At 63.6% G+C, this 25,218-nt stretch carries 21 protein-coding genes and 1 pseudogene; 7 read left to right on the forward strand and 15 right to left on the reverse strand.

The genetic code is table 11. The features are described from left to right. The gene (locus tag ACQQ2N_RS06895; RefSeq protein ID WP_440224960.1) at positions 1-2,760 is read left to right on the forward strand and encodes a hypothetical protein; all 2,760 of its coding nucleotides are present in this window, start codon (positions 1-3) and stop codon (positions 2,758-2,760) included. Positions 2,761-3,619: 859 nt separating this feature from the next. Here ACQQ2N_RS06895 and ACQQ2N_RS06900 read toward each other — a convergent pair. From ACQQ2N_RS06900 to ACQQ2N_RS06910, 3 genes are read right to left on the reverse strand one after another with little or no spacing between them, the layout of a single operon-like run. Beyond that, positions 3,620-4,072 carry a hypothetical protein gene (locus tag ACQQ2N_RS06900; protein ID WP_440224961.1) on the reverse strand — a complete coding sequence of 151 codons (453 nt, stop codon included), beginning with the start codon at positions 4,070-4,072 and terminating at the stop codon, positions 3,620-3,622. 56 nt (positions 4,073-4,128) lie between these two features. Continuing rightward, positions 4,129-4,674, reverse strand: a complete 546-nt coding sequence (locus tag ACQQ2N_RS06905) for a type II toxin-antitoxin system antitoxin SocA domain-containing protein (RefSeq protein WP_440224962.1) — start codon at positions 4,672-4,674, stop codon at positions 4,129-4,131. Next, positions 4,667-5,563: a hypothetical protein gene (locus ACQQ2N_RS06910; protein ID WP_440224964.1), complete on the reverse strand. Its 897-nt coding sequence runs from the start codon at positions 5,561-5,563 to the stop codon at positions 4,667-4,669. Before ACQQ2N_RS06910 ends, ACQQ2N_RS06905 begins: the two co-directional genes overlap by 8 nt. Positions 5,564-6,141: 578 nt before the next feature. Between ACQQ2N_RS06910 and ACQQ2N_RS06915 the strand changes: the two genes are divergently transcribed. The 4 genes from ACQQ2N_RS06915 to ACQQ2N_RS06930 all read left to right on the forward strand — a co-directional run bounded on the left by ACQQ2N_RS06915 (position 6,142) and on the right by ACQQ2N_RS06930 (position 9,532). Further along, positions 6,142-6,636, forward strand: a complete 495-nt coding sequence (locus ACQQ2N_RS06915) for a hypothetical protein (protein WP_440224965.1) — start codon at positions 6,142-6,144, stop codon at positions 6,634-6,636. A 44-nt stretch (positions 6,637-6,680) separates the two neighbouring features. After that, positions 6,681-7,367, forward strand: a complete 687-nt coding sequence (locus ACQQ2N_RS06920) for a DUF6988 family protein (RefSeq protein ID WP_440224966.1) — start codon at positions 6,681-6,683, stop codon at positions 7,365-7,367. A gap of 499 nt (positions 7,368-7,866) precedes the next feature. Next, positions 7,867-8,265, forward strand: coding sequence for an H-NS histone family protein (locus ACQQ2N_RS06925; RefSeq protein ID WP_440224967.1), 399 nt, complete (start codon positions 7,867-7,869; stop codon positions 8,263-8,265). A 161-nt stretch (positions 8,266-8,426) separates the two neighbouring features. Further along, positions 8,427-9,532, forward strand: a protein-coding gene (locus ACQQ2N_RS06930) for an IS3 family transposase (protein WP_440224968.1) whose coding sequence is annotated in 2 segments (ribosomal slippage) — positions 8,427-8,685 and positions 8,685-9,532 — 1,107 coding nt in all. Because the reading frame shifts where the segments join, the coding sequence is not laid out codon by codon here. A 308-nt stretch (positions 9,533-9,840) separates the two neighbouring features. Here the strand turns inward: ACQQ2N_RS06930 and ACQQ2N_RS06935 are convergent. Beyond that, on the reverse strand, positions 9,841-10,674 hold the full coding sequence (locus ACQQ2N_RS06935) for a hypothetical protein (protein ID WP_440224969.1): 834 nt from the start codon (positions 10,672-10,674) through the stop codon (positions 9,841-9,843). Between the two features lie 82 nt (positions 10,675-10,756). On the opposite strand from ACQQ2N_RS06935, the gene ACQQ2N_RS06940 reads away from it, so the two are divergent. Beyond that, positions 10,757-11,044 (forward strand): helix-turn-helix domain-containing protein, encoded by a 288-nt coding sequence (locus tag ACQQ2N_RS06940; protein WP_440224970.1) that lies wholly within the window; start codon positions 10,757-10,759, stop codon positions 11,042-11,044. A gap of 394 nt (positions 11,045-11,438) precedes the next feature. On the opposite strand, the gene ACQQ2N_RS06945 is transcribed toward ACQQ2N_RS06940, so the two are convergent. The 3 genes and pseudogenes from ACQQ2N_RS06945 to ubiK form a co-directional block, all read right to left on the reverse strand. Next, positions 11,439-15,122, reverse strand: a complete 3,684-nt coding sequence (locus ACQQ2N_RS06945) for a hypothetical protein (RefSeq protein WP_440224971.1) — start codon at positions 15,120-15,122, stop codon at positions 11,439-11,441. Positions 15,123-15,982: 860 nt separating this feature from the next. Continuing rightward, positions 15,983-16,072: pseudogene (locus tag ACQQ2N_RS06950) on the reverse strand (ATP-binding protein); the annotation flags it as partial. 31 nt (positions 16,073-16,103) lie between these two features. Further along, positions 16,104-16,358, reverse strand: coding sequence for a ubiquinone biosynthesis accessory factor UbiK (gene ubiK, locus ACQQ2N_RS06955; protein ID WP_440224972.1), 255 nt, complete (start codon positions 16,356-16,358; stop codon positions 16,104-16,106). 522 nt (positions 16,359-16,880) lie between these two features. Between ubiK and glnK the strand changes: the two genes are divergently transcribed. Further along, positions 16,881-17,219, forward strand: a complete 339-nt coding sequence (gene glnK, locus ACQQ2N_RS06960; protein WP_440224974.1) for a P-II family nitrogen regulator — start codon at positions 16,881-16,883, stop codon at positions 17,217-17,219. 100 nt (positions 17,220-17,319) lie between these two features. On the opposite strand, the gene ACQQ2N_RS06965 is transcribed toward glnK, so the two are convergent. From ACQQ2N_RS06965 to ACQQ2N_RS07000, 8 genes are all read right to left on the reverse strand, one after another. After that, the gene (locus ACQQ2N_RS06965) at positions 17,320-17,913 is read right to left on the reverse strand and encodes a hypothetical protein (protein WP_440224975.1); all 594 of its coding nucleotides are present in this window, start codon (positions 17,911-17,913) and stop codon (positions 17,320-17,322) included. A 197-nt stretch (positions 17,914-18,110) separates the two neighbouring features. Next, entirely contained in the window at positions 18,111-19,118 is a 1,008-nt protein-coding gene (locus ACQQ2N_RS06970) for a hypothetical protein (RefSeq protein ID WP_440224976.1), read from the reverse strand. A gap of 186 nt (positions 19,119-19,304) precedes the next feature. Continuing rightward, entirely contained in the window at positions 19,305-20,129 is an 825-nt protein-coding gene (locus tag ACQQ2N_RS06975) for a hypothetical protein (protein WP_440224977.1), read from the reverse strand. Continuing rightward, entirely contained in the window at positions 20,126-21,055 is a 930-nt protein-coding gene (locus ACQQ2N_RS06980; protein WP_440224978.1) for a hypothetical protein, read from the reverse strand. The genes ACQQ2N_RS06975 and ACQQ2N_RS06980 overlap by 4 nt, the downstream gene beginning before the upstream one ends. A 107-nt stretch (positions 21,056-21,162) precedes the next feature. Continuing rightward, the gene (locus tag ACQQ2N_RS06985; protein ID WP_440224979.1) at positions 21,163-22,152 is read right to left on the reverse strand and encodes a HEAT repeat domain-containing protein; all 990 of its coding nucleotides are present in this window, start codon (positions 22,150-22,152) and stop codon (positions 21,163-21,165) included. A gap of 69 nt (positions 22,153-22,221) precedes the next feature. Then, positions 22,222-23,418 (reverse strand): HEAT repeat domain-containing protein, encoded by a 1,197-nt coding sequence (locus ACQQ2N_RS06990; RefSeq protein ID WP_440224980.1) that lies wholly within the window; start codon positions 23,416-23,418, stop codon positions 22,222-22,224. A gap of 19 nt (positions 23,419-23,437) precedes the next feature. After that, a complete protein-coding gene (locus tag ACQQ2N_RS06995) occupies positions 23,438-24,202 on the reverse strand; it encodes a hypothetical protein (protein ID WP_440224981.1) in 765 nt (254 codons plus the stop codon). A gap of 5 nt (positions 24,203-24,207) precedes the next feature. Continuing rightward, positions 24,208-24,768 (reverse strand): RNA polymerase sigma factor, encoded by a 561-nt coding sequence (locus tag ACQQ2N_RS07000; protein WP_440224982.1) that lies wholly within the window; start codon positions 24,766-24,768, stop codon positions 24,208-24,210. Between the last annotated feature and the right edge of the window lie 450 nt (positions 24,769-25,218).

The raw sequence follows: 25,218 nt of genomic DNA on the forward strand, positions 1-25,218 counted from the left end.
ATGTCAGCAAATGCGGTGCAAGCGTTCGTTTCAGTGATGGGTGATGGGCTCCATCCAGAGCGTATGGAGTTCGGTTTCGGCATTTTGACCAAGAAGCCAGAGCCTGAGAGGTATCTCGTACCCCTACGCGAAGCAGGGCTACTTTCAACTGTTCCCTCAGGCAAATTGCGCGAAGGGGCTGAAGAACTGAGCGTTTGGCCCGCGGGTCCCTATCTCGCCGCTGTCGCAATGAGAGCCACGGCCGATGAGGGCCTCGCAAGTGCAGTTCTGGAAGCAGTACGGGGGGTAACGACAGAAGGGGGGCGGTCGTGTGTGCGCGACAATTATCAGATTTGGCGAGATTGCGCAGAGATTATTGGACATCTTCCGGTGTCGGCTTTGCAGGATGAAGACATCGGCCGTGTTCGCACTTGGCTCAGTTCACCTTTCGATTCCTCACTGGTAGCCACTGAAGTTTCAAAAGGACTGATCCCCAATTTGCTGGATGCAGGAGACGAGCTATCAAAGCGGCGATTGTGCGAACTCCTCGCGATCTTGACCGAATTCGAGGTTGTTGAGGATGATGCTGGTGGTCGTGCCCTAAAGACTCTGGTGGAGGAGTATTGGCTTGGTGAGATCTTAAGCGCACATAGCCAAAGGATTGGAGAGGTTTGTGGGAAACCCGCCGTCGAAATTCTAATCGGGCGAGTCGCTTCGTTGTTCCAAGATCAGCCTTTGAGCGCAAGCTGGCTTGTAAGGGCCGCAGTCGAAAATAATCCGCAGAATCTGAGCCGGCACGATGCTAAAGATGCTCTGATTGACGCGCTCCGCGACACTGCCACCTCGGCTACTAGCCGTGTCGCCGACATGATTAGCGAAATGCTAACGAGCGAGAGCGAGATGGTATTCCGGATCGGACTGCACGTGGCACGGGTCCGGTGGGACGCAGCGGTTGATGGGATCGCTGACTTGATTCGGATCGAATGGTTTGTAGGCGGCGGGCGCCACGAGCTGTATCTACTTATTCGCGATCGCTTCCAAGATTTTCCACCGGCTCTTAGGACCAAGGTCTTGGAGCTGATACGCGGCCTCCCTCTGCGAGAAGGGCGGGAGGACGATGTGCCAGCACGTTCGCACCACGAGCGGTATTGGCTGCTGGCGATGGCGAATTCGGGTGACGGACTGGTAGCAGAACGACTCGTAACTTTGAACGCGCTGCTGGGTCCGCCGCCTCCGCAGGACTCACATGAGGGGCTGCTCATCTATTTCGAATCGTTCCACGGGGCGGGGCCGCCCCCTTACTCGCCGGCCGCGCTGCGATCCCTAGCAGAGCGTGGTTCGTTGATCGAGACGCTCAATGCTTTCAAACCGACGGTCGATCTGAATGGGCCCACGGTCCGGTCGCTTGTGAAGGCGCTGGAAGGCGCTGTAGTTGAGTCGCCCGTTACGTTCTTCGAGATTCGTGCGGACTTCCTAAAAGCGAAGCCTGCTTATCAGGTGGGCTTTCTATCTGGATTCCTCACAGTCTGGGAGGCCGGGAGGAGGGAACGTACGCCTACACTCGATGCGAACGCGTGGAGCGAACTTTTGCAATTTGCGTCAGAAGTTTCTGCAGGAGCCGAGATAAATTTAGATGACGCAGCTGCTGAGCTATTGCAGCCGCAGGCGACTTGGCTGCCTGGACTTATTGCTAGCTGGATAGACGCGGGAGTGAAAGACGACGACTACGCTATGGACATAGCATCGCTCCCGCACGCCGCGAATTTGCTGATAGATCTGCTCACTCGGCTCGAGCCTCTTCACGATTCTGGCGAAGAATCTGACGCGATGAATGCAGCCATAAATGCGCCGGGCGGAAAGGTCATCGAGGCCCTTCTTGCGCTTATTCTTCACGCAAAACGTACAGGTCAGCCGGATGAGCTCATTCGACAGGTGATGCAGCATTTGAGTGTAGCTCTAGAGAATGGGGGGATTGAGGCTGTGACGCTTCTGGCTGCTGCGGTTGCGCAACTCAACTATCTCGAGCCTGGCTGGGTTGAGGCGAGGTTTCATCAACTCTTTCCACTCGACGACGATCGGCGCTTGAGGTGGGGACTTCGCGGGCTCGCCAATGCTCGCGCCTCGAGTCGGCTGCACTCCTTGCTTAAAGATAAGAATATATATACGGCCGCGCTGAAAATCAGGAGCCAACTAGGGAAGGCTTGGGAGTCACTCCTTGATAGAATGAGCATCGCATATCTACTGGGAGACGAAAATTTAGAAGAGCCGTTTTGGCAATCCCTCGTGAAGCTACACGACTATGAGTCCTTTCGACATATCGTCTGGTTTATGTGGACTCAGCGTAATGATCAGCTTACCGATACTCAACGGAGCCGTATCGTCGACTTCTGGGAGTTCCTAGAGCCCAAAGTGGATCTTGCGCTTCCGAATGCTCAGCACCTAAAAGGGAATCTAGGACTGCTGGCATGGGCCCTTTCCGCGGATGATCACCGTGCCGGAGGTCTTTTGGCGGCGGCTGCCCCTTTCGTCCGCCATGTCTTTCATGACTACGAGTTCGTGGGAGAGCTCCTAAGAGTGGCTGCCAGCCAACCGCTCGTTGCGATGTCCACACTTGAAGCAATGGTTGCGAAAGGCGTACCAGCGATCGATTACGAGGACGCCTACCTTGATTTGCTGCGAGCTTTGTACGAGCACGGACTGGTCGACAAGGTGATTGCAGTCGCGGACGAACTTCGACACATCCCAGCCATACGGGAGCTATATGACAAAATTATCGGCTAGTATATCCATGTAGGTTCGGCAAGCCACTTTCGCTGGTCATCGAGCATTACACGGCTGGGCACGAGCCGAAGTCGCCCGGGAACAAATCGATATCATGGTCGTCGACCCGATATTAAGGACAGGCGGCATTCGTGGCGTATAAGTCCGAATGCAAAATAGTTCTTGATTTCCCAGCTTCCCATCTACACAGCGCGCCCTTATCGAACTCGAAAACAGGCTGGCCGGGGAACGTTTTGCATATTTCCGCTGCGCATGTCCTTTTGATTCCTATCCAAGGCTTGTTTCCTATTATTGCCGATGAAACTCCAGGAACGTTCGACGGCGGAAGTGAAACTGATATCTCATAAGGTGGGACGGCAAATATCCCAATGACGTCGTAGTCAATCACGATCCACTCGTTGTAACTACCACTGTCTCGACCTGTGATGCTATCCGAGACGATTTCCCGTGTTACTTCATTCACCAAGAAACTCTCACGGACTCCATCGTATTCAGATGATCCGCAGTCGCGAGGGCTTGCTCCCTTCAACGAAGCGCCGCTTTTTAGCCCTAGCAATACTCCGACGCATCCAGTCGAATTACGTCTAGTGCCCTCAAAACGGTCTCCCGGCTTCACTGTTGAGCAAGACAGCCCCCCTTGAGCCCGTCCGGCGAGCACATGATGGATATCATGAGGGTACAAATGATTCTCACGCATTGTACCTATGCCTTTGGGACAACCGGAGAAGTGAACGATGAGAGCCTTGTGGTCGCTCAGGATCTTGTAAATATCTGCTTTCGATAGCGGCATTGTTATGGTGCTCAAACGTTCCATTTGCGTGGATTTACCAGGGGGGACATAGACCAAAGCTGTAGACGGTCAAGACGCCGACATGATGCTCGATGCGCTGGTGAGGATGTACGTAATGATGCGCTTCGCTCCCTCGCGCACACCGTCCTTCACGCCATCCTTTGCCACTTCGCCGAGAAGATCGCGGATCTCCCCGGCAACTGTTGAGCTGCCCGAAAGTGGGGCCGGCATGCTGTCCATGACCAACAATCCCTTGCTGGTGAGGCTCACGTCTACGTAGGTCCCATCATCGAGGTGCATGTCTCCATGCTCGATGAATCCTTCGCGCTTGAGAAATGCGACCGTGTGTTCCGCTGCACCGAAGAGACGAAGGCCGTCTTCGCCTTCCACGTTCTCCGGTAAGAACGAGTAAGCGAGCTTCATCGGGTCAATATCGATGGGAACAGGAAAGCTCTGGTATAGCTGCTGAAAAAGGGCAAGCGTCAACGTCTCGAAGAACTCAAGATTCGTGGGAGCAACCATCTCGTCCCCTGGATCGCTTAGGCTGTCTCGGTGGCAGCGCGGGAAGTAGGTGGTGCTCAGCCCGCAGCGACAGGCTTGCTGTCTAGCGGTATGTTTAGGCGCGCGAGCCACGCTCTGAGTTCCCCGTCCTTCGCTGCAGCGTCGACGCTGAGGGTTGACCCCATAGAAGCACTTTTCCACGGTTCAAAAGAGTGGCTCGCAGCAGATAGCGCCGATCCCGACAATGCACCGAGCCGATCGGCCACATCCCGGATCACGCTCATCTCGAATTCGTTGAACCCGACTTGTGGGTCAGCTCGCACTAGATCAAGATCGATGTTGCCAAGCTTGTAGCTGTACTCGCCGTATCCGAATGACGTGTCGTACTGCTCCGACAGGTAGCTCCAAGCTACCAACGCCGCGCGCGTACTACCCATTTCCGCGGGCACCGGCCCGAAAGGCAATTTCTCATAAGTCGCGCTCGTCAACGAGCAGCCCGCTCTAATCCGAGCGGTGACGTCGGCGAAAAAGCATAGTTTGTTTAGCGCCGTGCGATTTAAACTGCCTCTGCGCTCGATGAGAAATAGCATTATCGCAGCCAGCTTCTTGGAGAATTCACTCATTTGGCCCTACCTTGGGGTTGTCAAAGCCCCACTGGGGTTTCACAAATGTGTTTGCATCTTGCGCTTGCTCACAATCTATCATCACGCGCAGAAGCTCAGACGTGACGTGCTCGTCATTGGGGCTTGGCGGCGGCGGCTCCGCTCGAATCGCTGCAGGGGACACTAGGACGAAGAAATCTTGCGGACCCTTGTGTTCCCATCCCCGCATATTACGTTCACATCGCATAAGTCTCGGTGCCTGTCTGCTCGCCTGGGTAGAATCAGAGGCCCACGTAGTCGCGCGCGCAAGTTCAGCGTTGAGGATCACGTGCGACGATCCTGCAAACTTTTCCAACCTGAACAGGAAGTCGATACCCCTCCCAAGTACATCATGACCGGGGCATTTATCTGGATCATCAACATCCCGCCCCACAACTGCGATGTCATTCAGAAACGCCACAACGGCCTTCAATCGAACGTGACCAATTTTCTCGCCCAGGCTATCGTGAACCATCTCCCTGAACTCGATAACTCGGTGGACGAACTGCTCGTAAAATGACGAAGGTGGTGCAACGTTTCCTTTCACCTTACTCGAAGCGCGTATTAGCGGGAAGTATGCCAGAAGGCCATCTCCCACAAACTTCACAATTGGCGATCCAATCGATTCGAACGACGCGCTGACATCCTTGCAGAAATTACTAAATGCTTCGTATAGACATTCCGTGTGCAACTGCCAGTTACGCTGGGTCTGCTTGCGGCGAGTAGATCCGATGATGTCTAAAAGAATGGCTAGCCCCGCACTACGCGAGTCAAGAGCACGGCTGAGATCTTGATGCCGAGCAACCGGCAAATATTTGAATTGCGGCTCTTCCGCAATAGCCGAACTTTCCACCGGATCAGGAGAAATCATTTGCAATGCTCAACTCACGAAGTCGGCAGCGTGCCTTCGAATTCGATCACCTATCGAGCAACTTCGCCGGCATCCTGTCGGTCCGATGCTTGGTGACTGTGAGCCCCTCACTGATCACAGCATCATCAAGCCTTAGAGGCAAGGTGCCATGCGTCAGCTCGACGCAGCTTGCTTGACATCGAGAGCCGTAGCCCACCACAGCACACCCTCCTCGCCCGTCACGACGTCGAACGTTGTGTTGTCGACAAGGCGCCCTTCGACGAAGCGCGCAACCCCATGATGGCCGTCTGCAGCGTAGTAGACGAGCTGTCCCTCGCGAGGCTGAGCCTCCTCGAGCATTTGTCTTGAGTGCATGGTGATTCCCCTGTCCTGTGCCGCCTGTATGCCGGCGGCTGGCTGACCGGATCCCAACCGGCATGCGGATCTCGGTCGCGACGGAGCCCCGCACTCCGAAGCCATTTCAGGCACCTTCGCGTCCATGTCGATCGCGCCGGCGTACGTTGGCGGCGTTGCAGACCGTTGGAAACGTGTACGTACGATTGTACGCTACTCGTCCTTCAGCCGAATCAGTCGCTGCCATGCGCGATCCGCTCAACCCCTACGCCCGGCGACACCTCGTGCAGCTCGCCTACGACTGCGGGGCGCGCGCTGGCGATCTCAAGCAACCCGGCCCCTTCACGCCCCAGGAACGACGGAAGCTCGTGCAGGACACGTATTGGCTGCTCTGCGCCGTCGCCAGCGTGATCGAGTGGGGGCCGGTGCTACCGGGCGGCCACCGCGGGTCCGACCAGCCACAAGGTCGCGACGAGACCTTCGAAGCCTGCTTCCTTCCCTGGTACGAGAAGGAGAAGGCTGTGCTGCGCGTCGTCATCGCCGAGCGCGCCCTACGCATCGGTTACCCCGACCGGCGCGACATGGGCTATTCGCCCTCTTCGCTGCTCAAGCAGGTCGCGGGGAGCGAGGAGGATCTGCGCATGTTCCTGCAGTCGATGGATGTGCGCTTCGGTCGCTCCCGGCTGTGCAAGCCGATGATGGCGCTCCTTAACGGACGCTCGCTACGTACGACCACGTGAAGGCGTAGCATCGGCGCCAACATTCCAGCCCCGGAGGAGACGCTGTGAGTCCGGAAGAGATCGCTATCTGGATGCCGTATCACGCCCTTCTAGCTCGCGTCACTCAGGCCGCCAACGAGGGTTGCGACGGACTGTCGATTCTGATCCCGGAAGACCGGCACACAGTCGAATGGGGCATCCGCTCGTTCCACCTCGCAGTGGAACATGCGATGTCGATCCAGCTGCTGACTGCTGTGGAGGGGCCTGGACACTACGGTACTGCGGCAGCGCTCTTGCGCCCTCTCGTTGAGGCGACCATGCGGGGTCACTTCTTTGCTTGGTGCACGCTGACGGAGCACGAGCAAGAGGCGTTCCAAAGTGCTCGAATGAGCTTCAAGCCAGATCCGATGCGCACACGCATACGCGAGGCCCCTGACTGTGGGGAAATAGCGAAGAGGCTCGACTCGGTGTGGAAGGAATACGAGGGAGACCTACATCGATTCACGCATGGCGACATTCATCAGCTGTGTCGGCGCGGCAGTCCAGACGGGCGTGAGATCGATCTCCAGCGCGACCCTCATGACTATGTCAGCGCTTTGAGATTGGCCATCTATATGGCTATCTTGTCAGTGGTCGGCATCGCGTCACTCGCCGGCCATGTGGGGCTCACGGACACGGCGGTGAGACACACGGAGGAGCTAGCCGCGCTTGACGATGCATACCTTCACAAAATCCCTACGGGCGCCGCCTAGCGGCACCCGACATCGCGGCGGGCGGTGCGAGCCGTAGGACATCTCCTACACCTCGCCGCGGCCATCGCCTCACGACGTCTCGATTGCGCCCGCACACGATGTTCGAGCACCCCCGAAGTCAGCGCATCGCCCCCGTTGGGAACGGGAAGCTCTCAGACGCGGCGACGGGGGTGCGTATCTCAAGCTCTACTTGTCATCTCGCGCCCGCTCGCGCTCTGACTCTACCTTCGTGGATCATATTCAAGATCTCCTCCTGAACATCCGTCGCGTCTGCGCATGCCTTAATTTCTGAAAGAACAAGTGGGTGGGCGATCTCAGCGAGCCCAGCATCCGAAGAAGCGCGCTTGCCCTACGTGGACTGACGACTTGATCCCATGAGCCCAACTTCAGTTTCTGGCACGAAGCGGTGCAACCGCGTGGCCATGGATCGAGAAGGCGTGGCCGGGGATGGGAGGGTCCAGTAGAATTCGGCCTCCACCACACTGAGCACAGCTGCCGAATGAGCAAGACCACCTTGGATTCTCTGGCCGCGGCCAAAGCAAAACTTGCAGAGGAACTGCGAAAGCTGGAGGAGCAAGAAGCTGAGCTCAGGCAGCAACAATCCGTACAGGCATTCACCGATGTGATGGACCGAATCGCGGAATTCGGTGAGTACTTTACGGCTAAGCAGAAAGTGGAGATCTCCGCTGCGGTCCGTCCTCAGGAGACCACTAAGCCTAGTGCTCCGCGTCAGCAGAAGAAGGTAGTCGCTCCCAAGTACTGGTTGCCGCACAACGGTGAGACGTGGAGCGGTCGAGGGCGAACACCTCGTGCCTTCGCGGCTTGGGAAGGTACGGCCGCGTATAACCAATGGAAGGCCGCACATCCGAACGAGAAGTTTCCCAAGTATCCGGGCTGAACTTCGCGTACGCGTGGCTTTAGCTCATCAGCGGCGTCGCGCCTGAGGACTATCCTGGCATCCGATGGCGAGGTCTTGCGGCGATCGCAAGGGCGACGTCCCCCCACCTTTGAGTAGCACGCGGATCTGGAGTCCAATCCCTGACGAAGAGGAGATTGGACGTGAAGAAGCGTTTCAGCGAAGAGCAGATCATCGGCTTCCTGCGTGAAGCCGAGGCGGGGGTGGCGGTGAAGGACCTGTGCCGCAAGCACGGTTTCAGCGAGGCGTCGTACTACCTGTGGCGCAGCAAGTTCGGTGGCATGAGCGTGTCGGAGGCCAAGCGCCTGAAGGAACTGGAGACCGAGAATGCACGGCTGAAAAAGCTGCTGGCCGAGCAGGTGCTCGAGAACGAGGTCATCAAGGATGCCTTGCGAAAAAAGTGGTGACCGCACCGGCGCGCAGGGAGCTGGTGCGGCAGATGACGACGAAGGGATTGAGCGAACGTCGCGCGTTGTCAGTGGTGGGCATGAGCGCGAGTGCGTTGCGTTACGCGCCACGGCCGGACCGGAACGTGGCGCTGCGCGAGAAGATCATGGCGCTGGCGCATCGGCACCGTCGCTACGGCGTCGGCATGATCCACCTCAAGCTGCGCCAGGATGGCGAGAAAGCGAACTACAAGCGCGTGGAGCGGCTGTATCGCCTGGCGCAGTTGCAGGTGCGGCGTCGCAAGCGCAAGAAGGTGCCGGTCGGAGAGCGCCAGCCGCTGGAGCGTCCCGTGCGTGCCAACGCGGTGTGGTCGATGGACTTCGTGTTCGAGCGCACGGCCGATGGACGCGTGATCAAGTGCCTGACGATTGTCGACGACGCGACGCACGAAGCGGTCGCGATCGAAACCGAGCGCGCGATCTCGGGCCACGGCGTGATCCGGGTATTCGAACGACTGGCGTTGAGCCGAGGGCTACCGAAGATCATCCGCACGGACAACGGCAAGGAGTTCTGCGGCAAGGCGATGGTGACGTGGGCACACGAGCGTGGGGTGGTGCTGCGCTTGATCGAGCCGGGCAAGCCCAACCAGAACGCCTACATCGAGTCGTTCAACGGAAGGCTGCGCGACGAGTGCCTCAACGAACACTGGTTCACGCATTTGCTGCACGCCCGTACGGTGATCGAGGTGTGGCGACGCGAATACAACGAAGAGAGACCCAAGAAGGCACTCGGCGGGCTGACGCCCGCCGCATATGCAAAGCAGCTGGCAGCGAAAGCCGCTAGCATCAAAACTGGACTCTAGACCCGACCGCTACTCAACGCGGGGGGACGTCGAGGGAGTTGTGCGCGCGCACCACTTGTACCTTGGTCCCGGGGAAGGGTGCCGGCACTCGTGGGACATATGTGTCGCGTACACGCGCAGTTTGACGCAAGGCGCGCCGGGACACCGGCTGCGTCCAGCGCAGCGTAGCGCTCAGCCGCCCACAATGACTGTTCCGTCGGACGGGCTGAGCGCAACCACGTCCCTAGACGGCAGCATGCGATACAACATCTCGTCGTGCGCGTGCCCATGTGCCTCTACTTGAGGAAGCCCTCAATCTCGTTCGCGCGTCACCAGCCGGCCTCCGCCAATGCATGCTCTTGAAGCGGTCTGGACCAGTACGCATCGCCCAGGCGACTCGCCAACCGGAAGACTCCTGCGAATGTGCTTGGAGGTAGCGATCGATGTCGCGTGAAGATGGGTACCGATCGGCCGACTTGATCCGCTCGCTCGTAAGCGTTCAGTACTGACCTCGACATCTCTCTTTCGGCAAGGCCTGGCGCCCCACCGTGTCGAAGGAAGGAAGCCGCAACGTTCTTGGCGGACCACCACATGAGCGCGCAGCTCTGGCCGATGGAATGCTGGCCGAACAGTGGCGGAAGGAGTGGCGCGATGCCGCTCGCGATGCTCGGGTCCATTCTATGCGAGGCGAGCGCGTGCTCTGCAAATGCGAGGCACTCGGCCGTGGCGAGAGCGACCCACGTCTCCATAAGGATTTCGCGATTGCGCTCCGTGCGCTCCAGCGCATCGAGGTAGTCACGAAGGCGGCTGGGCAAAGCGCCACGCGTGGCCTCGTGCCAATGAATGACCCAGTCCACGTCCTCCAGCTCGGCGACGTCCCACCCGGGCTCTGAAAGGGCCGCGTCCAGACGCATGCGGCGGTCGGCTGCGGGAATCAGCACCCCGCACTCCAAGAGCGCCACCACGATCTGATGCCGAAGGGTACGGTGGGGTGCCAAGCGTTGGGACCGGGTTGGAAGCCTGCGGACGTAGCGATATCCCGGATCGGCACCGCACTGGATCATGGCGAGCAAGGCCATTGCGCCGAACGTCCCAAGGTCCTCGAGTTCGCTGAATGGAGGAGTGGCCTCCAAGTCGGACGATCGCGCGACGGTGCCTTTCACGCCAGCTCCGGAAGGTGACAAAGCCGATTTTGGACTATTCCAAAGCGGACTCTAGCGTGCGTTGCCGAGGTCCGGCAACCACATGGCGCAGTCAACCCACCATCGACACTATCGCTCGCTGCTCGATGTGCTCAGGCAAGCACGCGAGGAGCTTGGCGTGAGTCAGTCAGCCCTCGGCGAGCGTCTGGGCAACACGCAGACTTTCGTGTCCAAGGTTGAGAGGGGTGAGCGACGCTTGGATGTCGCTGAGTTCGTCGAGTGGTGCCAGGCTCTGGGGGCCGCCCCCGAGGATGTCTTCAATAAGTTCTTGCTGGTAAGAGGTCGCGGGCGCGGCTCAAAGCTTCGGTCTAGCGCTCGGGCACAAAAGTAGCCCTCAGAGATTTCCCGCAAGTCGAAACGGTACATGCTGCTATTCCAAGCGCAGCAGGCGATCATTGTAAGACGTCGACGGAAGCCCATCCATGCCCGATGCTGGCTTGCGAGCTGACCTGTCGTCGCTGACATGGTGGCCGAATGTGGCTCCCGGCCCACTGCTCTCCTCGATGTCAGTCAGGTGCTTGCGCGGGATCCTCGTTTTCGAACAAACATCTCTGCGGTAAGCGTGCGTGAACGTTGGTCACATCATCGACACGGTCAGCACCGGCCAGTCGGTGTCCTAGGGCCGCGGGCTAATGACCACATCTGCCGCGGAGTTACTTTTGAGCTTCAGCTGCGCGCTGCTGTGCAGCATCCGGTCGAAGATGCGCTCCTAGTGGGCCAGGCTGTCACTGCCAGGCCCGATTCCAGGTCAGCTCCACCAGTGCGAGCTGAAACTCCTTCGGAGAAAAGGCGTTCTCCTCGTCGCCGGACGGCTCTCCTGATAAGAGCGCTTCGAGCCCCCCTGCCAATGCAGTGACACACGGACGCTCGATCCCACGAAATTGCCCGCGTAGCGCGGGCAGAAATTCGATCAAAGCGGTGGTGGATTCGCGCCAAGCCTCTTGCTCGGCCGCTGGCCTTTCCGGGCCACCCAGCCCATAGCGGTGTAAACCCATGACCCGTTCAATTGCTGTGAATCCGCGCTCGAACTCGGCGGGATGCCGCAATATCGGTCGATCGAGTCGTTGCATCAAGGCCTCACTCAAGTGGCCCAACCGGCTCGCAACGCCGGCGGCATCCATCAGGGAGGCTACGATGGAGCCGGGCCGCCCTCGATTCAGTGGATAGCTGTAGTCCACCAAGGCGTGACCATTCACGATGGGTACGAACGTTACATCTTCACCGTCCGACACTGCGGCGAGCAGCCTATCGCCGACAGCCTGCGCGTTCTCGACCCAATGGAGAAACTCGTCCAGAGTATGAACGGTGAACGTGGCAATAAAGCGAGATGACCAAATGAGTCCATCTTGGATCAGCGGCGCAATGAGCATCGCTTGGGGCAACTCGCTTCGCACCGTCTGAAGCAAGGTTGCGCTGCGCGCCTCGATTCGCTGTTGCATCGCCGCCCGGGAGCGCGCAGCCAGCACGCTGAAGGCGCCACCACCGCGTGGAAGGCTCGCTTGCCAACGCTGCCGTGGATCTCTACCAGACGCCGACGCCTCCAGCGCAATGTGCTCGATCTTGAGAAACACCTCTTGCAGCTCGCTGAGTTCGGCGGGTGGCCCGTCGCGCACCAGCTGCCACGGCTCCGCTCGCGCCTTTTCGGCCAGCTCGACCATATGTGAAGTGTGGCCTGCCAACGCCCCGGCACCATTTGGTAGCTTCGCGAACCTCAATACCAGTTCTGCATTCCCGTTAAACACGACGTTCTGCAACGGGGTCAGATGACGCCCGTCAATCTCTCCGTCATCCTGCAGGATCAATGGCTCGGGTGGTGCGATCAGATCATCGCAGCCGGCAACCGCGCTGTTCAAGCGCTCCAAGGCCTGTTGATTGACCCGTCCGACACAAACACTGTCGAGCAATCGCTTAAGTGCTCGCAAACCCTCCCTAAGCAGCCTTTCGCCATCCGTGAGGTAGCGCGACCAGCTCTCGCTGGCAACCTCAGCGGCCACGACGTCTATCACTCGACGGTTGAAGTGGATCGCTGTTTTCGGCGGCGCATGCTCCCGGGAGATGTTCTTCTCTGCATCCATGTGCGCGGAACGCACGCCAGCTGAGCCGACCAGACGCACGTTTGCTCGTACGGTCGACGGCTCTAGTCGCATGATGGCATCGACATGCCGAACGAGGACGTCATTCGGCGAGATACCCTCCTCAGTGATGGCTTCAAAAATGTCTCCCTCGACGACAAAACCGTAGGCAGTCCTTTCGCGCGCAAGGGGTAGCGCGAATGCTGTCTCATCGACGAGTCGCTGGAGGAAATCTTGTTCCGCATGGTCAACCCATGCCCGGGAAATCTGAGGGTCGATACACTCCGCCGCATCGAGAATGCGCACGACGTCCTGGATTGGGAATACCGCCAGTTCTAGCTGCGCAGATGCAATCTGAGCCCTCTGCGATGCATCGAGCGGCGCGCGCGCGAGCGAATCGAGCGCATCGACGACATCCCCGGCGCTGGCACCACGCGCCTTTTCCCCCAACGCCGAAATCAGCGCAGACGCCAGTAGTTGCGGAAATCGCTGCGCCGCCACCGCCGTGTGCAAGCTCTGGCCCCATTCCGCAATCCGCTGCTGCCGTTCGTCGGGGAATGGGCTGTTGGGCACGAGGCCCATCATCGCTGCAGTTGTGGCCACCTTCTTCGGGAAGACGTCGCGTGGCGCGGCCGCTAGCCAGGCGCGCACCGAGTGCACTAGTGCGCCCGCCCGCAGCCCGCGTAACGCTGCGGCGAGACCAGGAAGCTTGGCTTCGCCCAACTCGCGGTGGGCGACGGCAGCAGCGGCAGCGTCATGGTCGATGGTAGATGACGCCACCAAGCCGCCGATCACCTTCTCCAGTCCATCGATCTCTGCCAAACGCACGGCAGCGATGGCCTGCTCGGAGAGGGTCGAGTGGCCGACGTCACTCAACGACTGGGCGATTGCCGATGCGCGCAGGGCATGCAAGCCGCCGAGGCGCTCCCCGGTCACATCGAGGCGAACCAGATGTTCTGACAATAATCGTTCGAGGGCCCGTGCCGTAGTGGCCGGATCCAAGGCGAGGTGCCGACGCAATGCAGGGATGGACACGCTCCCACCGTGCGCCCCCACCAAGGCGCTCGCACTCAGAATCGCTAGCTCCGCATCCCGTCCTTCCTGCAATCGCATGCGGATCTGGTCAGAAATGACCGACGCCAGCCGGTCACCGGAAGTGAGGAGATGGCCAAATTCCAGCAATAATCCTTTGGATTGTGTCCAAGGCTCTGCCCATCCCGCCCATCGGGTTTGTTCGCGATCCCGCAGTCGACGCCAGAGCTGTTGGGCTAAGGATTGATCCGGCTTTGCCTCGTATTCTGCGAGCGCATGGCGTGACGGTACAACGGCGACGTCTTCGCTGCGAATCGACCCGGCGAGCACGGCCTGTCCATGCCTGCGGCAACGTTGCCGCAGTTGGGTCCACGCCACCACGCCACCACGCCCGACATCATCGATGGCAAACCCGAGCGGGACCGTGTCATATGCTTCGAAGAACGCCGTCAGATCGCTATCGTTGGGTACCACGAGCGGATTCACGGCAAACCAGAGTCGCTTGCGGCGCGACGCCAGCACGGTACTCCACAACAGGCCGGATTTGCCGGTGCCGGAGGGCCCGCGAATCAGCACAGCGCCGCTCGTCTCTAGGGCGGCGCAGATCTGCGTGGCCTCGTCATGGCGCTCGATCGCCAACCCCGCGGCGAAGTGACCCGGCTGCACGTCGACACCCAGATAAAAGCCGGCGTCGTGCAGGGGTGTGGTGTAGTCAACCGGCTTAAGGAAGCCCGTGCGCTGAAGTGCTTGAAGACGGTCGACGTCAATCGCGACGAGCACGCGGCCGACGATAAGCTCAACCTCCTCGCGCGTAATGGATCCCCGCCGCTCGAGCGGCAACGGTCCGTTCTGACTGGCGAGATCTCCCACTCGCTGGGCCAGCGCAATTGCAATGAGCTCAGCCGCGAGCGGGTTATAGCCGCGAGCGCGTGACAGGATTTCAGCGGCGTCTGCCAAAGGCGAGGGTTCAGCGACGACAAACGACGCATCGCGCCAAGGACTCTCGGACGCGTGGAAGAGCGCAGCTGCGGAAACGCGGACGGACGGAGTTAGGTCGGCACGCTCTTTGATCAGCCAGCAGGCCAACACCTGCACACCTTGGCGAACCGGCCGGCTCCAGAGTCTGCGCAGGTCTGCGATGTCATCGGGCTCTGAGCGGGGTCTCACGCTGGGTCTCGTTGACTTGGTATCGACGAGAACGACGCCTTGCGCGTAGACGATCTCATAGTCGTCACTCCCCTCTGGAGTGACCGCCTCGAACTCCTCTTGGCCCGTGTGCATGCGAGCCAAGAGAAGTGCGCCCACCTGATCTTGGTAGCGAAAGCCCCGGCCGGCGTTGGATCCCGCACTCGGGCCCCGACTGATTCTTTTAATAGGCATGTCTCAGTGTATCGTTCGGGCGTCGACGTCGGTGGAGACAGTAAGATCGGCGCCTTCCTCACACTTTGTGGTCCAGTGAGTTACCGGAGCTGGAAAGCTCGCTAGCAACTTTGGCAGTTTTGGTTGCCGGTCATGGGTAATCAGCTGCCAGTTGGTAGTCACCTCTGGCATCCAAAAAACGCGACCCGGTTGTCTGCGTGGGTGACATGTGCCCACGGCGGTATAGGGAAGTTCGGTGCTGACTACTCGATCGAGTGCCACCGGTGCCAACCTGAACGTATAGGCTTGCTTGGGATTCAAGGCTACGGCTCGCCGCGATAGGACTCACGGAAGGCTCGGCGGTCTACTCGAATCCTACAAGTCGAAACGGTACTCATGTGGTGTCGGCGGAAGCCCACCCATGCCCACTGCTGGCTCGAAAGCAGGCCAAGCTAAGCCGTCGTCACCGACCCGGAGTCTGGGCGTGCAGAAAAGATCTCGTCTGAGCCGACGCTCCTCCGGAGAAGCTCATGGTGTTGAGGACGTTTCCTCGCCTTCCGACAACACCGGGGTACGAGATACCGGCGTCATCGACCACGCCAGAACTGCTGTGGACAGGCGTGCAGGGGGCAACACGAGGGCGTGCCGGACACGACTAACCGGCACGGTATGTCCACTCAGCCGGAATACGCAGTTTGAGTGCGCGAACGAGCACTGAGTCGCTAGGCGACTTGTACAAGCCAAGCTCGTCAGAGAGCTTGAGGTTCGTGACAAGTTTCCGCGTCAACGGTTGACAAGCACTAAACGGGCAGGCCGCCCGAGAGATGCACTTCGCAGGTCACGAGCGGCGCGGCCACGCCTTCCTGGGCGCGGCTGTAGACGACCGCGAGGCTCATCGATGGACGTCCGTGTCCATGGCGCGGCGGGTCAGCCGGCCGGTGGCGCCGCGCCCTCGAGCGCGGCGACCTGACGTTCGAGGGCTTCGATCTTCTCGCGCGTGCGCAGCAGCACCGCGCGCTGGACGTCGAATTCCTCGCGCGTGACGAGGTCGAGTTCGCGCAGGCCGCTGCGCAGCGTGGCGCGGAAGTTCGCGGCGAGGTCGTCGCGCGCCTCGCGCAGGTTGGCGGGCACGAGGCCGGCGAGGCGCCGGGCGAGCTCGTCGAGGTTGCGGGCGTCGATCATGGGGTTACCGGGGCGGACGGGACGGAGAATGGTAGCGCCGCGCGCCCGCGGTGTCGGCCTTGCCCGGAGGAACCGGCCGCCCGGCGCTTGCGCGCCGGTGCGGCCGGTGTGCGTCCTGCGTGCTTCCTTGCCTGCTTCCCTGCGCGCGTCCCAGCGCCTGCGTCGGCGTTCATGCCGACGGGCCTTCCCTCCGCGCTGACTCTACAAACGTCAAACGGAGGGAAATGCTGACAAGCTCGGATCTTCCCGTAAGACATTTCCTACCCAGGCGCAAAACGGCGCGCCCGCGTATCACCGTGTGGATCCCCTGTACCGCGTCTCGTCCTTCCGGTCGGCGGCGAGACACCAACATCGCGTAGACCACGCCGGACCGGCGCGTCGCCGGTCGTCACGAACGTCGCGACCGCGCCGAGCCCGGCGACAAACACGTTCGTCGTCCTCCCATTACGCAAAAATGCGGTCACGGGGGACAACGGCGATTCGGGTATAGTCGCGGCGCCCCGCAGGCCCGAGGACACGTTCATGAAAATGGTCATGGCCATCATCAAGCCGTTCAAGCTCGACGACGTGCGCGAAGCGTTGTCGGACATCGGCGTGCAGGGCATCACCGTCACCGAGGTCAAGGGCTTCGGCCGCCAGAAGGGCCATACCGAGCTCTATCGCGGCGCCGAGTACGTCGTCGATTTCCTGCCCAAGATCAAGATCGAGATCGCGGTGGCCGACGACCAGGTCGAGCGCGTCGTCGAGGCGCTCGCCCAGAGCGCCAACACCGGCAAGATCGGCGACGGCAAGATCTTCGTCTGGAACCTCGACCAGGTCCTGCGCATCCGCACCGGCGAGCTGGACGAAGACGCGCTCTGAGGGGCGGATACCCGGTCCCGTCACACCCGGAAGAACAGAGTTCACGAAAGGCGCGGCGCGGTTGGAGTCGGCTGCCGTCCATCGGCGTCGCACCCGCCGATCACGGCCGCGATCGACCGACGATCTCCTGCGCGCGTGCCTGTGCTGCGTCCACTTCGGCAGGTTCGAGCTGCGCTCCCAGCGTGACGAGACGCTCGTCGACCAGGCGCGACGTGTCCCCGAGCGTGCGTGCGACGAGGTAGTGCACGAACGCCTCGCCGGGGTCGGGGCCGAGGATCCAGGCGAGGGCCGGTCGCCCCCTGCATCGTGGATCGCCGGAGACGCCGGCGCAGGCCGCAGGGTCACGGGTGATCGCGATGAGGACGGCTGCACGGGCGTCACCGCGGGCGATCGCCTCCTCGAGGTAGCCCGGGGCATGCTCGCGCCAGCTCGCCCACGCGTCGACGTCGGCGGCCCTGCGTTCCTCGAGAAGCAGCGGATCCGATGCGTACGCGAACCTCGCCTCGACGGATCCGAGTCGCGCCGCGCGCTCGAGTTCGCGCTGGATCGTGCGCCAGTCGCGCAACGGCCCGCCTTCGCATGGCGAGCCTGCGGTATCGGGATCGCGACGCATCGGGCCCGCTGAGCGGTCGACCACGAAGGTCGCGACGGTCCCACTGCCAGCAGAGCCGAGGCAGGCGATCGATGACGTCACGCGCCTCCATGCGGTGTCCGCATCCGTCGTGGGGAGCGGCCCGGATCGGGTGGAGTCGCTCGTGGGCACTGCCGTAGCGAGACGATCGGGTGCGACGGCCGTGACCACGTGACGCGGTGGGTCGTCATGGCGCGTCACGCTCCAGCCGAAACCGAGCAGGAAAGCCACCACGATGACGCCTATGGTCGGGCGATCCATCAGCGGAACCACGCGAGTGCGGCGCATGGTGGCAACAGCGTTCGACCCGCGAAACGTGGACGCTCGCGCTCGAACAGCGCCGCGGCCTCGCGTGCCTGTGACGCATCGAGTCCCGTCCAGGCGGGCGGGGGAAGATCCTCCTGGCCCGGATGAAGCCTCATGTAGAGCTCGCCGTACACCGTGCCGCGCACGGGATCGGGCTCGACGAGGGCAGCGAACGGGGTCATCGCCAGACCGTGCACACGCGCCGATCCGTAGGCCCATCCCAGTGCTTCGAGCGCCCGCGGATCACCCGCCTCGTATGCGCGCATCATCATCGGCAGCGCTTCCGTGCGCCAGCGTTTCGTCCACTGCACCCAGCGATCCGACAATACCGGTCGTGCGAAGGCATCGGGTGACATCGCGTAGCACACCATCGCATCCGTATCGCCGAGGCGCGCGGCGTGCAGCAGCCATGCGCCGGCCTGCGACGTCATCGTGTCATCGAGGCCCGGGCAGACGCGGTCGAGGATGGTCTGGCGGGATCGCTTCGCGGCACGTGCGTGCAGTTCCGTCGTGTCCTTGAACGACCTGACCGGCGCGTCGACCGCCGATATCCATGGTCCCTGCCCGGGTAGCGGGAAGAGCGGCGCCGGGCCCGCTCCGGCGAGTCCGGGTAACGTGTCCACGGTCTCCGACGGCCGCCATCCCTCGCAGCGCAACAGGTCGGTCGCGAGCCGCATCGCGGCACCGGTATCACCCCTTCGCGCGCGCGCGGTCAGGTCGTCGATCCACGGCGCGATCGCCACGTCCGCGGGCGGCAGCGCCGGAAAGGTCGCTGCCTTCGCGACACGTGATGGCGCCGCCGGTGCGGACGCGGGTTCGCGCGGTGAAGCCGATGCCGCGGGAGCAGGTCCGGCCTCGGGCATCGCGACATCGGGCGACATGGCCCGACCGGCCCAGACGCCGAGCACGACCGCGCCGGCCACGAGCACCACGCGCATGACGATCCTGTTCGTGCCGATCACGGGAGGCCTCCGGTGCCTTTCCATCCGCGCAGGCCGCCGGTCGCGGTCGCGCGACGACAACCTTGGGTTGGGGATCGCTCGGGATGGAACGGCACGATGCCCCACGGAAGCCGGATCGGCGTTCCGCGGTCGTGTCATGCCGTGCGGCCCTCGCGGGGACGTACGACACGTCCGCGACACCGAAGTTCAGGGCGGCGGTCGGCCGAGGATCACCGCGGCACGCTCGCGCGCCGCCGCGAGCGCAGCCGGTTCGAGCCGGGCGCCGAGGGTCACGAGCCGTTCGTCTAGGTAAGGCGTACGGTCGCCGAGCGCATGGGCGACGAGGTAGTAGGCCAGGGCCTCGGCGTCGTCGCGCGTCGCGCCATAGACGAAGTCGAGCGGGTCGCGTCGTGCGCAGCGCGCATCCACATCGGGCTGCGGGCACGCGTCCCGGTCACGCGCGATCGCGATCATCGCCGCCGCCCGTGCGTCACCGCGTGTGATCGCGTCATCGAGGTAGCGTGGCGCTCGCTCGCGCCATGCGGCCCATGCCTCGACATCAGCGGCCATGGTCTGCGGGGACAGAAGAGGCTGCACGGCGTACTCGAGTCGCGCCTCGAGGGACCCGAGCCTCGCGGCACGTTCGAGGTCGCGCGCGAGATCGCGCCAACCGGTGAAGCGTGCATCGCCGCAGGCCGTACGCAGGTCGGCGAGCTCCTGCTCGCGCTGCCGGGCCTCGGCATCGGGATTGTCCACCTCGTCAGCGTCCACGACGAGGCTTCCGAGTGCCGCGAGTCGCTGGCACGCCCGCGTGGCACGAAACCCGTCCCAGGCTTCTTCGGCGCTTCCTGAGGAGCTGGTCCTGCGGTCCGCCGCGGGAGCGTCGGGAGCGGCAGGCGCCGGTCGATCCTGCATCGTCGCCACCGGCGTGCCGGCCGAGACCGGGCGACCGGGCGGCGCGGAGGCGCGCCCCCACCAGAGGCCGCCTGCGAACACGGCGAGCACGACGACAGTGGCACCCCAGCGCCTCACGGACCTCTCCTCGTGTGCGGACAACGCTTGAACAGCTCGAAGGGATCACCGGCCTGCGCGAACCGTGGCCAGTCGCGCTGGAACAGCCGGCGAGCCGCGTCGGCCTGACGCGCATCGAGGCCTGACCACTCCGATGGAGCGGCCGATCCGCGGTCGTTCGCCCGAAGTTTCTTCGACATGGCGACATAGACGGCCGCGCGCACCGGATCGGGTTCCACGAGGGAGCCGATCGCGTCGATCGGAAGTCCTTGCGTGCGCGGAGCGTAGGCCTGTGCGAGGACAAGAAGGGCCGAGGCATCACCGGCCTCGTAGGCACGCACCGCGAACGACAACGCCGTCTCGCGCCAGCGCCGCGCCCAGGCGATCCAACGCTCCGACAGGACGGGCAGCGCGTAATCGCCGGGTGCCCACGCGTAACAGACCATCGCGCCGGTGTCGCCGAGTTCGGCTGCGCGGAGCAGCCAGTCGTCGGCCTCGTCGGTGGCTCCCGGGGCAAGTCCGTCACAGCGTGCCGACACCACGGCGAGATGCTGCGCGCGCACCGGATCGGATACCTCGTCCTCCTCGGGCCGTTCGTCCTGCCACGCATGGCACCGCCGCAGGTCCACCGCGAGCCGCATCGCCGCCGCCGCGTCGCCGCGTCGTGCGCGCGCGACGAGTTCGTCGTGGACTGCCGCGATCGGAACGTCCTCTGCGGGCAGGGCCGGGAAAGGCGTCGTCGGGCGCGGCGTCGCGGGCGAAGCGGGAGGTGATCGCGTCATCGCCGACACGCCGGCGGCGACCGGATCGACGGCAGCCGGCATGTCCTCGTCACGCACGCTGGCACGACCCAGCCACGCACCGATCGCGAACACGAGGGCGAGTCCGCATGCGGTCGCGGCATGCCTGCGCCAGCGGGTTCTCGCGTCCTTGCGATGCGGTTCCATCCCTCCAGCGTAATCGCAGCGGCTTCACGAGCGGAAGCGGGACTTTCCAGGGGCGCCCGCTTCATGGACACGCGACGGCAGCGCTTCCCGACTTCCGGCGTGCGTGGTCAGCGCAACGCCTCGTCCAGCGCCTGCAGCGCCACCGGCGAGCCCGACTGGCCGAGCCAGAACAAGGCCTTCCTGCGCACCTCCCGCGGGTAGTCGCCGCGCACGAGGGCGACGAGCGCGCCGTCGCCGCGGCCGTCGTCGAGCTGCGACAGCGCGAACACGCCCTGCTCGCGCACGCCGTCGTCGCGGTCGTCGCGCACGCGCGCGCTGATGTCGGCGACGGCACGCGTGTCCTGCGTCTGCGCCATCCAGAACAAGGCCTGGCTGCGCACCTGGGTGCTCGTGTCCTCGCGAGCGATGCCGAACAGCGAGGCGTAGGCGTCGATGCCGCGGCTCTGCGAGAGCGGGAACAGCGCCTTCTCGCGCAGCTTCGGATCGGCATCCCCGCGTGCGTGGCGCAGCACGATACGCGCGCCCTCGGCGCCGCGGCTCTGCGACAGCCAGAACATCGCCTTCTCGCGCTGCTCGTTCGATCGGCCCGGCTCGGCACGACGCTCGAGTACGCGCGTCGCGACATCGTCGGCGTGCCACGCGATCGCGGGGAGCGCACCGTCGCGTGCGCGATCACCACCCTTGTCGGCGTGCGCATCGAGCCAGGCGACGCTGTCGGCTGCTTCGATGCCGTCGAGATGCTTGATTGTGCCGCGTGCACGCACCGGGCAACTGCGTGCATAGGCGCGCACATCGTCGACCTTGCCGCCCTTGGCATGCAGGTACACGGTCAGCGTCGTGTCGGTGCGCGCGACGCCGCGGTCGCCGTTGACCTGCACGCCCCAACCACGCGCATCGAGGTCGCAGCCTTCGGCGTCGCCGCGACCCGAGAAGCAGCATGGCGCACCGGCGTCGGCGACCATCGGCACGTCGTAGGCGACCCAACCGTCGGCACCGGCGAGGGCGCGCGAAAGGGTGGAGGGAGAGGTGGCGTAAACGGCGTCGACGCCGAACGACAGGCACGCGCACAGCGCGATGCCGAGCGATCGCAGGAACATGGCAGGAACCTCGCAACGATGGGGGAGGGACGCGGCGCGCCACGCGCGCAGCGGTGGAGCGGAGCGTGCTTACAGCTCCTTTTCGATCGCCTCGAGCGCGGCGTCGCTGTCGACGAGGCCGAGCATGCGCAGCAAGGCCTTCTTCTCGTCGGCCGACGTCGCCTTGCGGTACAGCTCGAGCATCGTCTTGCCGTCGCCCGCGATCAGCATGGCCTGCAGCGCGCCGTCGCGCAGCGCCGGCGTGTTGGCCTTGGCGTAGATCTCGCCGAGGTACTCCTTGCCGCCGGCGATGCCGAGGCCGCGCATCGCCGAGAGGCGGGTCGGCTCGTCCTGTTTCGTGTCGGAAGCGATCGAAGCAAGGGTTGACGCCGAGCCCGCGATGCCGAGCGCCTGCAGCACGGCATCGCGCTGGGCCGGATCCTTCGAGGTGTCGAGCAGCTGGCGCAGCTCGGGTTCCGCATCGAGCGTGCCGAGCATCTGCGTGGCCTGGTGGCGCACCGAGGCATCCTTCTCGTCGCGCGCGGCGGCGAGGATCAGGTCCTTGCGGCCCGCGATCATCCAGGCCTCGATGATCGCGCGCTTGTCGGCCGGATCGCCGCTCGAGGCGTAGCTGTCGCGCAGCACGTCGAGACCGCGCGGCTGCCCGCCGATGCCGAGCACGCGGATCGCCTCGCGGCGCAGGTCCGGGTCGGCGCTGCGCGTCGTCGCGGCGACGATCTCGGTCGCGGCGGGCGAGTCGTACTGGCTCAGCACGAACAGCGCGCGCTTCTTCGTGCGTGCGGGGCGCGTGCCTTCGAGCACGCGCTTGAGCAGCGGAATCGCACGCTCGGGCGGTGCCGAGAGCAAGGCCTCGATCGCGACGTCGGCGAGCTCACCGTCGTCGCCGGCCTTCGGCGCGTCCTTCGCGGCGAACAACGCGTCGGCATCGCCGCCCCAGCGGCTCGTCGGGAACTCGCGGTGCAGGCGCTCGACGACCTTGCGCGCCTCGGTCGCGCGGCGGGCCTGCACGAGCGTGTAGGCGCGCCAGTACAGCGCGGCATCGGCGCTCTGCGGCTCGCGTTCGCGCAGCTGCTTCTCGAGCTGCTCGAAGCGTTGCAGCGCGGTCGGCCAGTCGGAGGCGCGCAGCGACGACTGCGCCTCCCAGTACAGCGCGTTGGCGGCCTTGTCGGACGGCGCCATCGCGTCGTCGGAGGCCACGGCGTGCGCACGCGGCGACAAGGCCAGGGCGATCGCGGCGGCGAGGGCGAAGGAAGCGAAACGGGTCATGGCGGATCCTCGGTGGAACTCAGGTGCGGTGTTCGCGGGGTTGTTCGAGGCGCGCCTGCGTCGCGCGCATCTCGAACAGCAGGTCGGTCTCGCGCAGGTAGTCGCGCAGGCCGTCGTCGGGTTGGACGGTGGCGGGCGGTGCGCGGTTAGCCAGCGACACGAGCACGGGCTCGAGCTGGCGCAGGAACGTGGCCAGGCGCAGGTCGCCCGCACGCTCGGCGGCGCGCGCATAGAGGCGGTTCGATTCGACGAGCCCCGCGGCGAGTTCGCGGTTGCCGTCGAGCAGTGCGGGGCTGCCGGTGTTGCTCGCGGTCACGAGCACGCCTTCGCTCGCGCGCAGGTGCGCGGCGACATAGGCATCGAGCACGCGCCGCGCGGCATCGTCCGCACGTTGCTGGGCGATCGCGTCGGGTTCGGGCGCGGTGTGGCGGCCGGCGAGGAAACCCGCGCCGATCGCGACGGCGAGTGCGCAGGCCGCGAGGCCGCCGAGCGCGAGGCGCGGCGGCGCGAAGCCGTCCAGCCACGCGGCGATGCGCTCCCACCACGGCAGGCGCGCCGGTGCGGTGATGCGCGGTTCGAGGTGCTGCCAGACGCGTGCGGCGAGTGCCGCATCGGCCACCGGCGCAGGCACCTCGTCGGCCAGCGCGAGGGCGTCTTCGAGACATTGCAGGCGCGCGCGCACGTCGGCGTCGGTCTGCACGGCGTGCTCGATGCGCATGCGCGCGGCCTCGTCGAGGTCGCCGAAGGCGTAGAGCACGAGATCGTCGTCGCGGATCGGTTCCATGGGTGTCACCCGTTCGGTTCGAGCACGGCGCGCAGCTTGCGCACCGCACGGAAGATCGCCTGCTTGCAGGCGTTGACGTTGAGCGACAGCGACGCCGAGATGTCCTCGAGCGACTGCCCCTCGTGGTGGCGCAGCACGAAGGCGGTGCGCTCGATCGTGCTCATGCGCGCGAGCAGCGCCTCGACCTCGCGCCGCACCTGCGCGCCATGGGCGACGCGCTCGGGCCCGGCTTCCGGATCGACCGCGTCGAAGCCGGGGCCTTCGTCGTCGTCCTCGACGGTCTCGTGGACGTCGTGGCGCCGCCGCCTGCGCAGCTGCTCGAGCGCGGCATTGACGCCGATGCGGTGCAGCCAGGTCGTGAACGCAGCGCGCCCATCGAAATCGGCCAGGTGCCGGTAGGCGTTGAAGAACGCCTCCTGCACCGCGTCCTCGGCCAGTGCCTTGTCGGCGGTGATGCGCGCGCACACGCGGAACAGCGCCGGCGCGTGGGCGTCGACGATGTGGCGAAACGCTCGGTGGTCCCCACGCCGGGCCCGCTCGAGCCAGGCGGCCTGGTCTTCGGTCATGGAGCCTAGGATGCACCGGGTGGGGGTTTGGTTAGCCGGGTCGCACGTGATCGAGCGGGACCCGGGGCAAAGCCGAGATACTCGGTTCCGGGCGTCGGTGGCAGGGAATCCGGTGTCGCATGGGCGAGATCCGGCCTCTTCACGTTCTGATGGTGTGGCAGATCTCGCGTAGCGCCTGGTCGTCCGGCGTATCGCCAGTTGCCTGTCCCGTGTTCAGCGCCGGAACTCGAAGCACATCTTTCCGCCGTCATCCCGGCGAAAGCCGGGATCCCCTTGAGCGCTGTTGACGTGGCGAGCCTGCGAACCTGCGTCAGACCTGACCGAAGCAGGGCATCCGAGTGTGAAGCACAGTCACGGAAGGCTTCCTTAGCGACGCAACGCTCAAGGGGATCCCGGCTTTCGCCGGGATGACGGCTGGTGGTGCCTCCGCGATACCCCGGCATCACCACG

It is taken from the genome of Dokdonella aquatica (assembly GCF_051987395.1).
Lineage (GTDB): Bacteria > Pseudomonadota > Gammaproteobacteria > Xanthomonadales > Rhodanobacteraceae > Dokdonella.